We start from the raw sequence: 13,032 nt of genomic DNA, 5'->3' as shown, positions 1-13,032 counted from the left end.
CCCGGCCCCACCGCAGGAATGCCGCGCCGCCTTGCCCGGTATGCGCCCGGCGTACCGGTGCCTCGCCGCTCCTCGACACCTCCCGTCCGGCGGACCTAGGCTCGCCAGAACCCGACATTCCGAGAGCCGAATGCGCCCTTCCTTCCTTCGTGGCCCCGCGGTCCTGCTGTGCCTGTTTCTCCTCCCGGCGGCGGATGCGATCCGACCCGCGCAGGCGCGTGGCCCGGGCATGAGCGAGGAGGAGCGCCGCCTTTTCGAGGCGCAACAGGTCGAGCAGGCGGAGCTGGCCTGCAAGTCGTCCGACGCGAAGGCGTTCTTCAATCTGGTGGTGCAGTCGCCCGCGGTGCGCCGCAGGTTCACGGACGATACGGTCGAATACTCGGAGCTGGACGCCAAGGGTGCGGGAAAGACGACGCTCATCCCGCGCGCGGCCTACGACCGTTTCCCCATTCGCATGGTGGATTTCCAGTGGAAGTCCGCGCAGCCCCTGAAGCGAGGGGATGACGACGAGCACGTGCTGACCGAGCTCAATCTGAGCCAGACCAATCGCATCGCCGTGGATTGGACCCGCGTGCATTACCGTGCGCCGTTCGAAGGCGAGGAAAACCTCGGTACGCCCTATGATCTCGACGGCAAGCGCTACGCTCCCGATCGGCCGGGCCATGGCACGCTGCTGTTCGTTCCGCTCGACGGATGCTGGTATCTCGCGGCGGACATTCGCCGCACCCGCCGTTGAAAGGGCTCGCCATGCCTGACGTGCCCTCCCTGTCGCGCGATGGGACGAAGACGATGCTCCGCTCCCTGCTGCTCGTGCCGGCAATACTGGCGTTGGGGCAGATCACCCACGCTCAGGACATCCGGCCGCAGGAGGCGCCCTCGCTCACCCAGGCGCGCATCTTTCTCCATCAGCACACGGATGTTCCCTGCGACGATCGCGACAATCCGAACCTGACGCGGGCGGACCGGGTGGAGCTCCTCTCCGCATCCGGGCGGGTGGAGACGCGCCTCTACGATCTCTACTGCGACAATTCCGGTGCCCAGACCACGAGGGTCTTCCTGGTCTGGTGGTCGTTCGATGGTCGTTTCCGGCTTCTGCACTTCGCAAGCCCCGTGTTCACCTTTCAGTACCGGGACGAGGCGGTGCGCGTGGAGCTGGCGCGGCCCGTCTCCGTGACGGGGTTCGAGACGCTGACCGCGCTGCCGGAGGGCAAATTCGACCCCGCGACCGGCACGATCACCAGCACGACGCCCTGGAGCTTGCAGGGCGAGGCCGGGACCACGGGGCGCTGGAAGCTGAACCATGCCACGACCCGATTCGATCTGGTCTCCTACACTGTCGATCCCTATCACGAGTCCGATCTGCCGCCGCCGCAGCGCCCCGCATGGGCGGGAAAGTCCGTACGGCTGTTTCCCTTCGGCCCCTGAAAAAGACGACGCCCCCGTCGCAGAGTGCATCGTCGCCTGCACGTGCTGCTCAGGCGGGGGGCTTCGTGATCAATCGCAAGCGCCTGTTTCGGCTCGATCGCGAGGAGCGCAGGATTCGTTCGAACCTGGATGTCGCAGTCCAGCGCATCCCCGCAGTAATCGCTCAAGCGCCCAATATTCCCTTGCGGAATATTCCGCTAGGTAAGATGCGATTTCTCTCTGACGACATATGATATTTGTTTGCGCCACGACCGATCGGGGGTGGACCGTGACAATCGCCAACGCTACTCATGCTTGTATGGCTTGTCAGGGAAGTTGCAGAAATGCCCGCGAAGAAGACGACCCCCACCTTTGGCGCGCTCGACCGGAACAAGACTCTGGCAGAAAACACGGTGAACGCAGGACCCGTGGTGCTGGATTCCAATGTCACCCTGAAAAATCCTGACGGCACGGGCTTCCAGGGTGGCGCCCTGAGCGTGAAGCTGGCCGGCGCCACCGCGGACGACAGGCTCTCCATCGCCGAGGTCGGAGGCATCACCGTCGAGACCGATGCCGGCAGCGGCGCGACCTATGTCTTCTACAACGGCGTGCGGATCGGCACGGAGACTTCGTCTGGCCAGAACGGCTCGGCGCTCACGGTCAGCTTCGACCAGCCTGTGAGCGATGCCGCCGCCACGGCTCTCGCGCGCGCAATCGCCTATTCGAATCCGAGTGATACCCCTTCCAGCGCGGCCCACGCAGTGACGTTCACCGCCACCGACGCCGAACACACCTCGACCGCCGCGACGATGCAGCTGAAGGTGAAGCCGGAGAACGATGCGCCGGTCGTTTCAAGCCTCGGCCCCGTCTCGTCCCACACCCCGGCGAGCGCCACAGGCGGCGTCGTCATCGACGGCGACGCGCATGTGGCAAATCCCGATGGAACGGGCTTCAAGGGCGGCAAGCTTGCCGTGCACCTCGACGGCGCGACCGCCACGGACCAGCTTTATCTGGCAAGCGGCCCGTTCAGCATCTCCGGCACCAAGCTCTATCTCGATGGCAAGCAGGTGGGCACAGTGTCCGCCAATGGCGCGTCCGGCCACGACCTCGCCTTCACCTTCAAGGGCAACGTCGCCATCTCCGATGCGCAGATGAGCGCGCTGATGGAGCAGGTTTCCTATCGGTCGACCGCGCCGAGCGCGCCGACCACTCCGCACGACGTGACCTTCACCGTCACCGACGCGGAGAAGAGCGCGGTCAGCACGCACGTGACGCTCGCTTTCGAGAACCAGGCCCCGGCCTTTCTGTCGGCCAGCCCCACGGACTGGACGACGCGCATCTCGGTCAGCGCCACGGGTGAGCAGGGCAACAATGCGAGCTTCTTCCCGGTGATCTCTCCGGACGGAACGGAAGTCGCGTTCGCGTCCTCCGCGGCCAACATTTCCGGCGCCGCCACCCTTGGCCATGACCAGCTTCTCGTAAAGAACCTTTCGACAGGCGCGGTGACGGTGGTGTCGGCGAACGCTTCGGGTGTCCCCGGCAACGCCAATACGCCGGATACTTACGGAACTCCTGACATCTCGTTTTCGCCGGATGGCCACAAGGTGGCATTCGTCTCGTCTGCGTCGAACCTGGTACAAGGGGACACCAACGGGACCGGCGATGTGTTCGTCAAGGACCTCGACACCGGCGTGATTTCACGCATATCGACCGATTCTGCGGGGACACAGATAAATGCGTGGAGTGCGAGGCCAGTCTTCTCACCCGACGGATCCAAGGTCGCCTTCGAATCCGGACTGGCAAACCTTGCGGGCGATACCAATGGCAGCGGCTTGTATGTAAAAGATCTGACCACAGGCGTCACGACCCAGGTATCGATCAACGAGACAGGCTCCTCCACCACGACCAGCGGGTTCAATCCTGTATTCTCGCCTGACGGCACCAAGCTCGCGTTCGTTGCCTTCGGCAACCAGTCCGGGCCCAATATTGTTGGCGGCAGTCTGTGCATCTACGTGAAGGATCTGGCCTCCGGCGATGTGACCTACGTCTCCGCCGCGAGCGCCCATGAGGTTCGCCCGGTCTTCTCGCCGGACGGCACCAAGGTCGCCTTCGTGTCCAACGAAAGCTCCGTCGTTCCGGGCGGCGAGATGTGGGGCACCCATCTCTATGTGAAGGATCTTCAGACCGGTGAAATCACCTGCGTGAGTTCGCCCGGCGGGGTCCTGCCGAATGACGGGGTCGTCGGCGACACCTTCTCCTTCTCGGCCGACGGCACCAAGATCGTCTTCTCTTCCTCGGAATCGACTCTGCCCGGCAATACCGGCGGCACCTCGAACATCTTCGTGGCCGACCTCGTGACCGGGGCTTTGACACGCGTCGAACCCTTCGCCACCGGCTCCAGCACGAGCCCCGTCTTCACGCCGGATGGCGCGCACGTGATCTTCACGTCCGTCGCCAACAACCTCGTCTCCGGAGACACGAACGGCGAGAGCGACGTGTTCATGGCGCCGGTCCCCACGTCCTCCGTCACCACCGCCACGCTGACCGAGGATCCGGCGCGCAAGACCCTGAATGCCGCCGGCACGGTCTATTTCGCCGATGCGGATACGGCCGACACGCACACGGTGAGCGTCGCCGCGCCGGATGGGGCGCTGGGGACGCTGACCGCCAAGGTGGTGAGCGACGTGCACGGCACCGGCGGCGTGGTCTGGTCCTATGTGGTGGACGAGAGCAAGGTCGAGCCGCTCGCCGCCGGCGAAACCAAGGTCGAGACCTTCGCGCTGACCCTCGACGACCACCACGGCGGCACCGTCACCCAGGACGTGACGGTCACCCTGACCGGGACGGGCGACGGCGCAGCATCGCCGACCATCGCGGCCTTCGCCTTCGCCCCGGCGGAGACCACGCAGGCGCGGGTGGAGGCGCCGGACCTCTGGGCGTCGGTGGCCGCCAGCCTGTCCGGGGCGAGCGAGGTGCTTCCCGGGCTCCTTGAGGTTCTGGAAAAGCGGGCCGTAGCGCTGGAAGCCGCGCATCCGAAGGGGCCCGCAGGGGCCTCCGACGGACCGGCCCCGCACGCGGGAGAAGGCGCGGATCTGGCGCAGATCGCGGCCCATCTGCAGCCTGAGCTCGTCGACCTGCTGGATACCCTCTGGAGCCAGGCTTCGGCCCACGGGACCGGCAAGACGGCGACCGCGCACCACGAGATGGCCGATGGGGCGGAGGCCATTGCGACCCACCTGTGGGACGCGCTCCACGGCACTCACGACGGCGGTCATTCCCTCATCTAGAGTGAGCCACCGCCTGTTCCGCGGCCCTGCTCCGGTCAAGCCTCAACGCTGGCCGGAGCGAATGCCCCGCGCAGGGCGGGCATGGATGTGTTGTGGGGTGGTATTTCTGGCGTCTACAGCTTAAAGGAAAAGGCAGGCTCCGCCCTGTCCGGGCGCTGTGCATGATCAGGGCGTGACTTTGCAACCGACGAGCGCCGCGGGCAGCGCATCCAGCAAGCGTAGGACGGGCGCAGCTTCCGACGGCGATCTGCCCTCGCGCGCGCTGTCCTCCTGTCGCAGGGCGTTCCTGGCGGTGGCGCTGTTCTCCGCAGCCGTCAACATCCTGATGCTCGCCGGCTCCTTCTACATGCTGCAGGTGTACGACCGGGTGCTCCCGTCGCGCAGCGTGCCGACGCTGGTGGCCCTCACCATCGCGGTGGCGGTGGTCTATGCGGTGCAGGGGCTGTTCGATGCCTTGCGGCAGCGGATCCTCGGGCGCATCGGGGTGGCGCTCGATCAGGCGCTGTCGGGCGAGGTCGCGCGCGCCATCCTGAGGAATGCCGCGTTGCGCGGCAACGAGGGCGGGACGACGCTGGCCCGCGACCTCGACGCCGTCCGCACCTTCCTGTCCGGCCTCGGACCCATGGCGCTCTTCGATCTGCCGTGGATCCCGCTTTATGTGGCGGCGTGCTTCCTGCTCCATCCGTTGCTCGGCATCATCCTGGTTGGAGGCGCCTCCCTGCTGGTGGCGCTCACGCTCCTCACGGAGGTCGGAACGCGACGCCGGGTGGAGGAGGCGGGCCGTGCCGGAGCCGCCCGCGGCGCGCTTCTGGAGCAGGCGCGGCGCAACGGCGAAGTGGTGGCCGCTCTGGGTCTCACCCGGCGCCTGGTCGACCGGCTCGATATCCACGGCGACGCCGCCGTTGCCGCCCAGCAGCGGGCTGCGGATATTTCCGGCGGTCTCGGCGCCGTTTCCAAGGTGCTGCGCTTCATGCTCCAGTCCGGAATGCTGGGCGCGGGCGCCTGGCTGGTGATCGAGGGGCAAGCCTCGTCCGGCGTCATGATCGCATCCTCCGTCATTGCCAGCCGAGCCCTGGCGCCGGTGGAGCTGGCGATTTCCTCCTGGCGCCCGTTTCTTGCGGCGCGCCAGGCGTGGCAGCGGCTGCGCCACGCGCTTGGCGCGCCGCGTCCCGTTGCCTTGCCGGTCGCGCCGGAGCGGCCACGACACCGGCTGACCCTGGACCAGATAAGCGTGGCGGCGCCGGGGGCGTCCACCGCCATCCTCTCCCAGGTGGGCTTTGCGGTGGAGGCCGGGCAGGTGCTGGGCGTGATCGGCCCTTCCGCGTCCGGCAAGTCGTCTCTGGCTCGCGTGCTGGTGGGCGTGTGGCCGGCGGCACGGGGCGAGCTGCGGCTCGACGGCGCCACCCTCGACCAATGGCCGGAAGACGACCGCGGCGCCATGCTGGGCTACCTGCCGCAGGACGTGGAGCTGTTTGACGGCACGGTGGCGGAGACCATCGCCCGCTTCGATCCCGCAGCGACGGAGGAGGCGGTGCGCGCCGCCGCCCGCGCGGCCGGCGCCTATGACATGATCCTGCGCCTGCCGCAGGGGTTCGCGACCCGCATCGGCGAGAGCGGCGGCATCCTGTCCGGCGGCCAGCGCCAGCGCCTCGCCCTGGCCCGGGCGCTCTACGGCGATCCCTTCCTGGTGGTTCTGGACGAGCCCAACGCCAGCCTCGACGCGGAGGGCGAGGCGGCGCTGGTGGGCGCCATCCGCGGCGTCAAGGCACGCGGCGGCATTTGCGTGGTGATTGCGCATCGGGCGGCGGCGCTGGCGACGGCCGACCTCGTCCTCGTTCTGGCCGAAGGCCGGATGCAGGCTTTCGGCCCGCGCGACGAGGTGCTGAAGAGGGCGCTGGCAAGCCGTTCGGCCAATGCCGAAGACCAGGTACCGAAGCCTCGCATCGTCGCCGAGCGGGCATGAGAGCAGGCGGAAGGGCAGAATGTCCCGCATGAACCCGCACCGGGACATCAGAAGGGCCGGCCTCGCCGGCCTCGGCACCCTGGCGATTCTGCTGGGCACGGCCGGCGTCTGGGCCACCACCGTGCCGCTGGCCGGCGCCGTGATCGCGCCCGGCCAGGTGGTGGTGGAGAGCAACGTGCGGCGCGTCCAGCATCCCGCCGGCGGCGTGGTGGCCGAGATCCGCGTCACGGACGGAGACGTGGCGAAGGCGGGCGACGTCCTCCTGCGCCTGGACGAGACCACCGCCCGCGCCGGCCTTGCCATGGTGGACAATCAGCTCAACCAGCTGCGTGCGCGAAAAGCCCGCCTGGAAGCCGAACGTGACGGGCGCGATACCCTCGACCTGCCGGCCGAGCTGGCGCGCTCGGAGGATCCCGCGGTCGCGTCCATCGTGGCGGGCGAAACGACCCTGTTCCGCTCCCGTCGCAGCGCGCTCGAAGGCCAGGTCTCCCAGCTGCGCGAACGCATGGCGCAGACCCGGGAGGAGATCCGCGGGCTCCAGGCCCAGATTGCCTCCAAGCAGGAGCAGATCCGGATCATCAAGGTCGAGCTCGAGGGCGTGCGCAAGCTGTTCCAGGCCAATCTCGTCGCGCTCTCCCGCCTGACGAGCCTCGAGCGCGAGGCGGCCCGGCTTTCGGGCGAGGCCGGCCAACTGACGGCCGAGGTCGCCCGTGCCCGCGGCCGCATCGCCGAGACGGAGCTGCAGATCCTCCAGCTCGGCCAGGAGCAGCGCCGGGAGGTGGCGACCGACTCGCGGGACGTGGAGGCGAAGATCGCCGACCTCGTGGAGCGGCGGATCGCCGCTTTGGACCAGCTCCAGCGGCTCGATGTGCGGGCCCCGGCCAGCGGCTATGTGCACGAGAGCACGGCGCATACGGTGGGCGGCGTGATCGGCGCAGGCGAGCAGATCATGCTGATCGTGCCGGAACATGATGGCTTCGTCATCGAGGCGCGCGTCGAGCCCCAGATGATCGACCGCCTGAAGGTGGGCCAGGACGTGACCCTGCGCTTCTCCGCCTTCGACAGCGCCACCACGCCTCAGCTTGAAGGCGTTGTGCAGCGGGTTGCTGCGGACCTCTCGCGCAATGCCCAGGGCGGCCAGCCCTTCTACCTCGTCAGGATCGCCCTGAAGGAGAGCGAGCCCGCGAAGCTCGGCGGCAAGTCTCTGGTGCCCGGCATGCCTGTGGAGGCCTTCATCCGCACCGGAAGCCGCACTGCGCTGGCCTATCTGGTGAAGCCGGTGGAAGACCAGCTGATGCGCGCCTTCCGCCACGATTGAGCTGGTCATTCCCTTAGGGAATCAGCGTTGGATTTCGGCTTTCCCGCCTGCTATGCAGGGTTGCATATCAGCGCAGGGAGCGGTCGGGAATGGCGGCGAAGAAATCCCCCTTCAGTGGGCTCGACCGTAACAAGACGCTCGCCGAAAACACCGTGAATGCCGGGCCGGTGGTTCTGGATTCCAATGTGAAGGTCGCCAGCCCTGACGGCACGGGCTTCAGCTCCGGCGCGCTGAACATCAGCCTCGCCAACGCAACCCTGGACGATCACCTTTCCATCGCCGAGGTCGGTGGAATCACTCTGGGAACCGACACCTCCGGCCGCACGGTCGCCTTTTACGAGGGCGTCCAGATCGGCACCGTCATGACAGGACCCGGCGGGCTGACCGTGCTGCTCGGCGAGCCGGTGGACGACGCTGCGATGACCGCCCTCGCCAGGGCCGTCGCCTATTCCTACACGGGAGACGCGCCGCCGACTGCCGCCAGAACAGTGACCTTCCGGGCGGATCAGGACGAGGCAACCAGCTCCATCGTCTCGACGATGAAGCTCAAGCTGAAGGCGGAAAACGACGCTCCCGAGATCTCGAGCTTCGGCCCTGTTTCCTCCCACACGCCGGCGGCTGCCGGCGTGGGCGTCGTCATCGACGGCAACCTGAGCGTCGCCGATCCCGACGGCGTCGGGTTCAAGGGCGGCAAGCTCGTGGTCCATGTGGATGGAGCGACGGCCGACGACACTCTCTATCTTTCCTCGGGCCCCTTCAGCATCACGGGAACCAAGCTCTATCTCGACGGCAAGGTCGTGGGCAGCGTCTCTGGCGCCGGCGCTTCGGGGCGGGATCTGGCGATCACCTTCAAGGGCAATGCCGCCATCTCCGACGCGCAGATAACCGCGCTTGCCGAGCAGGTGTCCTACCGGTCCACCGCGACGGTTTCGGAAAGCGCGTCCCGCCAAGTCACCTTCACCTTCACGGATGCGCAGAAGAGCAGCACGAGTGCCCACGTGACGCTGGCCTTCGACAACGAGGCGCCGGCATTCCTGGCATCGGGCCCGGCCGGGGGCATGTCTCTCGTATCGGTCGGATCGATGGGGCAAGGCGGGGATGGGTTCAGCCAAGGCCCTATCGTTTCTCCCGATGGCAACAAGGTCGCTTTCTGGTCGTCCGCCTCCAATCTGCCTGACGCGCCCGCGCCGATGCCGGCCGCGACCGGGCAGATCTTCGTCAAGGATCTTGGTTCGGGCAGCGTTACCCTCGTGTCGTCCAGCTCGGCGGGCGCTGCGGGGAATTCCGGCCCGACCGACACCTTCGCCTTCTCGGCCGACAGCGGGAAGGTCGCTTTCGTCTCGTATGCCTCCAACCTCGTGGACGGCGATACGAACGAAACCGGGGACATCTTCGTCAAGGATCTCGCCACTGGCACGACCACCCGCATCTCCACCGACGCGGCCGGCGGGCAGGCCAACTCCTGGAGCCATACGCCGGTCTTCTCGGCGGACGGGACCAGGATCGCCTTCGTGTCTGGAGCGTCAAATCTGGTGGCGGGGGACACCAACGGCCACGCCGACCTTTTCATCAAGGACCTCGCCACGGGCGTGGTCACACGCATATCGAGCGATGCGCCCGGAGCCGGCTTCGCCGGCATACCCTCCAACGCCACATTCTCACCGGACGGCAGCAAGATCGCGTTCTTCGCCTTTGCGAGCGAAGTCTCACCGGGCATCTTCAGCACGCCGTCGATCTATTTGAAGGACCTCGCCACTGGCGAGGTGACGCTCGCGTCGGGCGCGAACGCGTCGGACAACGTTGTCGTCTTCTCCCCCGATGGAACCAAGGTCGCCTTCCTGTCCGACCCGTGGAACGTCATCCCCGGCGCGGCCCATGCTTCCGCGCAGCTGTTCGTGAAGGACCTCACCACCGGCGAGCTGACTTTGGTGAGCTCCGACGCGGCCGGCATCATGGGCAACGGCCTGACAAGCGGGTCGTTCGCCTTCTCGCCGGACGGCACCAGCATGGTCTTCTCATCCGCCTCGTCCAACCTCGTGCCCGGAGATACGGAGGGCATCTCCGACATCTTCATCAAGGACCTCACCACGGGGGCCGTTGCGCGCTTTGCCCAAAACCCGACAGGAATGAGTTTCGATCCGACCTTCTCGCCGGATGGCGCCTATCTGGTCTTCGCGTCCGGGGCGTCCAACTTGGTGGCGGGCGACACCAACGGCCAGGCCGACGTCTTCATGCTTCCGCTCGCCGCGTCTTCGGTGACGAACGCAACCCTGACCGAAGATGCGGCGAAGACCACCCTGACGGTCATCGGCACGGTCTATTACGCGGACCGGGACGCGGCCGACACGCACGCGGTGGCCGTCGTCCCGACGTCCGACACGCTGGGCACGGTCACGGCGAAGGTGGTGGGGGACAGGGACGGCGCTGGCGCCGTGGTGTGGACCTACACCGTGGACGAGGCAAAGGTGGAGCCTCTCGCCGCCGGCGAAACCCGCACCGAGACGTTCACCCTGATCCTTTCCGACGGCTACGGCGGCACCGCCACGCAGGATGTGACGGTGACGTTGACAGGCACCGGCAGCGAGACCCCTGCGGTCGCAACCTTTGCACGCGCGGCGGCGGATTCGGGAGCGGCGAAGGCGGATGGCGCCGATCTGTGGGCCTCCGTCACCGCGATCCTCTCCGGGATCAACGATGATCTTGGCAACCATCCTGGTGTGCTCGAGGCGCGCGTCTCGGCCTTGGGCAGCACGCGTCCTCACGCGTCGGCGGAGGAGCAAGTCGCTCCGTTTGCAGACTTCCACCTGGGAGCCCTGAACGCGTCGCGGCCTGATTTCGCCCCTGGCTTCAAAGATCTCGTTGACACCGTCTTGGATCAGTTCCCGCAATCTGGGGCGGGGCAGTCCGTGCTGGGGGCCGGTCCCGCGGACGGCGCCGAGGCGATCGCCGCTCGTCTTTGGAACGCCCTTCACATGGGCCAAGACGAGGGGCATTCACTGATCTAGACCAGCCCCGCTCAGCCGCAGACGAGGCGAAGTTTGATGACCACTTCAATAATGGGGATCGTGTAAAGCGGTTGGTGCGCTCTAAAGGTGGATACGGCCTCGTCAAAGAGGGGCAGGGGCGCTCGTGTTGACGGAAAGGGTAGCGCGACAATCTGAAAACGAGAACAGGTGCTGGCGTGCGGCGCCAGCAACAGCCGTTGGCTTGTTCTCCCAGAGCGAGCTCGACCAACCCGCCACCATCCCGCCCCGCTCAGCCGGCATCCGCCGTTGCGGCCTTGGCTGAGGGGCTTGGAAAAGCGTGCTCACGCGCACGCTGGAGCATAAAGTCAGGGCTTTGTCGTTGCTTTTCCGGGAAAGTCAAACTCTGATGCCTGCTCGCAAAAGTAGTCATGTAGAGATGACAGCCGATTCCATGTCTCCGGCGGAAGCCCCTCACCGGTGCGCACCTCGATGGGCAATATGCCGAATCTATCCTTGAATATCTTCGCGAAATGTACCCCGTCGGAAAGGCCGCTGCGATGTGCAACCTCTTTCATCGAAGGCGGTTTTGCGTCGCGCCTCAGCAAGGTCCGATAGGCAAAATCAAGTCGTCGATCGCGAATGATCTTGGCAATCCCGCCATCCTCCTCAAACGAGCGATAAAGATGCGATCGCGAAACGCGAAAGTAGGTCATGATCGATTGGGGGCTGAGACCATGATTCGACAGATTCCGATCAATGTAGTCGATAACGCGTTGTCTCATCGGCAGGTTGAGGGGGGGTGTCCTCGGCGCTGTTGCCGTCCCTGCCATTGATGGCGGACGCCAGGAGTATCAGCAGGGCTTCCTGCGCTGCCGGGATGGCATCCTGCGGCAGATCGGCGAGAACTTTATCCAGGCCGATCAAATATTCCGACAACAAGCGGGTTCTGGGATTTTTTGCACGCAGCACAATGCCGTGGAGATTGTTTCTTAGCACGAGGCGCTGCAGATCCGCGCGTGGAACCACGATGCAAAGACGTGAACCTGCAGTAATCTGGCCGCTCATCACCTGTGTCAGATCGTGAATGAGGATATCGCCAAGCCCGATATCGGCATCAATTCCACCAAAATCGCCTTGGGCTTGACCCGCGAGGGCCAATTGCACCACGCACATTTCCAGGGCGGATCGTGTCACGATCTGACGGGTGCGCCTGACTTTCTGGTCGTTGAATTTCGTAATGCCAACAGTCATCGCCCCGAATGGGCGTGAAAGGCCGCTTCCAATCAGGCCTTCCTGTCCCTTTTCCTGCCAGGGGTCGACTTAATATATGAGGCTTGAAATGTAACGCCAGAATTCATCGCGAAGCTTGGCCTCTATCATGTCTGTCGACAAAAACAGATTTTCATTCAGTTGTTTCACGAGAAGCCTCGAATACCATATTGTCCACAGGCGGCCCGTAGACATACGCGTCGCGCCGCACGCTCCCGGCCACCGCAGCCCCCACGGCCAGGCCGACGATGCCGGCTGCAATTGCCCCGCCGGGGTGCCCGCCGTGATGATAGAAATAGGCGCCACTCGGTGTCGAGGATGTGAAGAGCACCGCCGTGGCGATCAGCACCTCGGGCAGACAACGGGCCTGTTCGTCTTCATCCAGGTTTCCTTCTGTTGCGCCCTGTAGCGCCTGGACCAGCATTACAAGGCGTCCCGTTGCGCGCGATGCATTGCTTCCGTGCCGGCGCGAACGAGCGAGCGCACCGACTTATCCCGAGTGGACGGACGTTTGCCAGCCGTTGCCGACCGCAGCGCTTACGTTGGGACGCCGAGGCGATGAAAATGGGATTCCAGGCACCGCGTGCCCCCGCCCCGGAGCTGTCCCAAGGATGAGGCCGCGCTGGCGACCGCGCGCTGCAACGGCATCGCTGCGCCGATAAGGCCATGGCGACGCTTGGCGTGCAGGAGCGGTTGACGCGCCTGCACTCGGGCAGGACCCGTCGACGCGACGAAAGCTCCCGGCCGGGCGCGACGAGGAAGTAGCGCCGACCGCCGGCATCATTGCGTCTGTGCCTCCATGTCTTACCGCCAGATTTGTTCAGC

At 66.0% G+C, this 13,032-nt stretch carries 9 protein-coding genes; 6 read left to right on the top strand and 3 right to left on the bottom strand.

The features are described 5' to 3' along the window. Nucleotides 1–229: 229 nt before the first annotated feature. The 6 genes from V5F59_RS18045 to V5F59_RS18020 all read left to right on the top strand — a co-directional run bounded on the left by V5F59_RS18045 (nt 230) and on the right by V5F59_RS18020 (nt 10,977). Nucleotides 230–736: a hypothetical protein gene (locus V5F59_RS18045; RefSeq protein WP_393976585.1), complete on the top strand. Its 507-nt coding sequence runs from the start codon at nt 230–232 to the stop codon at nt 734–736. A gap of 11 nt (nt 737–747) precedes the next feature. Further along, complete coding sequence (locus V5F59_RS18040; RefSeq protein WP_393976584.1) at nt 748–1,425, top strand: hypothetical protein; 678 nt, start codon at nt 748–750, stop codon at nt 1,423–1,425. 323 nt (nt 1,426–1,748) lie between these two features. Beyond that, a complete protein-coding gene (locus V5F59_RS18035; protein WP_393976583.1) occupies nt 1,749–4,691 on the top strand; it encodes a VCBS domain-containing protein in 2,943 nt (980 codons plus the stop codon). Nucleotides 4,692–4,983: 292 nt separating this feature from the next. Next, a complete protein-coding gene (locus V5F59_RS18030) occupies nt 4,984–6,654 on the top strand; it encodes a type I secretion system permease/ATPase (RefSeq protein WP_393976582.1) in 1,671 nt (556 codons plus the stop codon). A 19-nt stretch (nt 6,655–6,673) separates the two neighbouring features. Further along, complete coding sequence (locus tag V5F59_RS18025; RefSeq protein WP_393976581.1) at nt 6,674–7,972, top strand: HlyD family type I secretion periplasmic adaptor subunit; 1,299 nt, start codon at nt 6,674–6,676, stop codon at nt 7,970–7,972. An 89-nt stretch (nt 7,973–8,061) separates the two neighbouring features. Continuing rightward, a complete protein-coding gene (locus tag V5F59_RS18020) occupies nt 8,062–10,977 on the top strand; it encodes a VCBS domain-containing protein (protein WP_393976580.1) in 2,916 nt (971 codons plus the stop codon). Between the two features lie 326 nt (nt 10,978–11,303). Here the strand turns inward: V5F59_RS18020 and V5F59_RS18015 are convergent, their stop codons facing one another. The 3 genes from V5F59_RS18015 to V5F59_RS18005 form a co-directional block, all read right to left on the bottom strand. Continuing rightward, nucleotides 11,304–11,651, bottom strand: coding sequence for a helix-turn-helix domain-containing protein (locus V5F59_RS18015; protein ID WP_393976579.1), 348 nt, complete (start codon nt 11,649–11,651; stop codon nt 11,304–11,306). A 40-nt stretch (nt 11,652–11,691) separates the two neighbouring features. Next, nucleotides 11,692–12,189: an AraC-like ligand-binding domain-containing protein gene (locus V5F59_RS18010; RefSeq protein WP_509211110.1), complete on the bottom strand. Its 498-nt coding sequence runs from the start codon at nt 12,187–12,189 to the stop codon at nt 11,692–11,694. Between the two features lie 151 nt (nt 12,190–12,340). Further along, nucleotides 12,341–12,631, bottom strand: coding sequence for a hypothetical protein (locus V5F59_RS18005; RefSeq protein ID WP_393976578.1), 291 nt, complete (start codon nt 12,629–12,631; stop codon nt 12,341–12,343). Between the last annotated feature and the right edge of the window lie 401 nt (nt 12,632–13,032).

The organism is Xanthobacter nonsaccharivorans (assembly GCF_043194755.2).
Taxonomy (GTDB): domain Bacteria; phylum Pseudomonadota; class Alphaproteobacteria; order Rhizobiales; family Xanthobacteraceae; genus Xanthobacter; species Xanthobacter autotrophicus_G.
The sequence above is the reverse complement of the archived record's forward strand: the minus strand, read 5'-3'. Positions and strand labels throughout refer to the sequence as shown.

What these genes read in the sequence shown, in the direction of transcription:
- V5F59_RS18045 (WP_393976585.1), top strand. Translation starts at nt 230, where the DNA reads ATGAGCGAGGAGGAGCGCCGCCTTTTCGAGGCGCAACAGGTCGAGCAG.
- V5F59_RS18035 (WP_393976583.1), top strand. Translation starts at nt 1,749, where the DNA reads ATGCCCGCGAAGAAGACGACCCCCACCTTTGGCGCGCTCGACCGGAAC.
- V5F59_RS18020 (WP_393976580.1), top strand. Translation starts at nt 8,062, where the DNA reads ATGGCGGCGAAGAAATCCCCCTTCAGTGGGCTCGACCGTAACAAGACG.
- V5F59_RS18040 (WP_393976584.1), top strand. Translation starts at nt 748, where the DNA reads ATGCCTGACGTGCCCTCCCTGTCGCGCGATGGGACGAAGACGATGCTC.
- V5F59_RS18005 (WP_393976578.1), bottom strand. Translation starts at nt 12,631, where the DNA reads ATGCTGGTCCAGGCGCTACAGGGCGCAACAGAAGGAAACCTGGATGAA.
- V5F59_RS18015 (WP_393976579.1), bottom strand. Translation starts at nt 11,651, where the DNA reads ATGACCTACTTTCGCGTTTCGCGATCGCATCTTTATCGCTCGTTTGAG.
- V5F59_RS18010 (WP_509211110.1), bottom strand. Translation starts at nt 12,189, where the DNA reads ATGACTGTTGGCATTACGAAATTCAACGACCAGAAAGTCAGGCGCACC.
- V5F59_RS18025 (WP_393976581.1), top strand. Translation starts at nt 6,674, where the DNA reads ATGTCCCGCATGAACCCGCACCGGGACATCAGAAGGGCCGGCCTCGCC.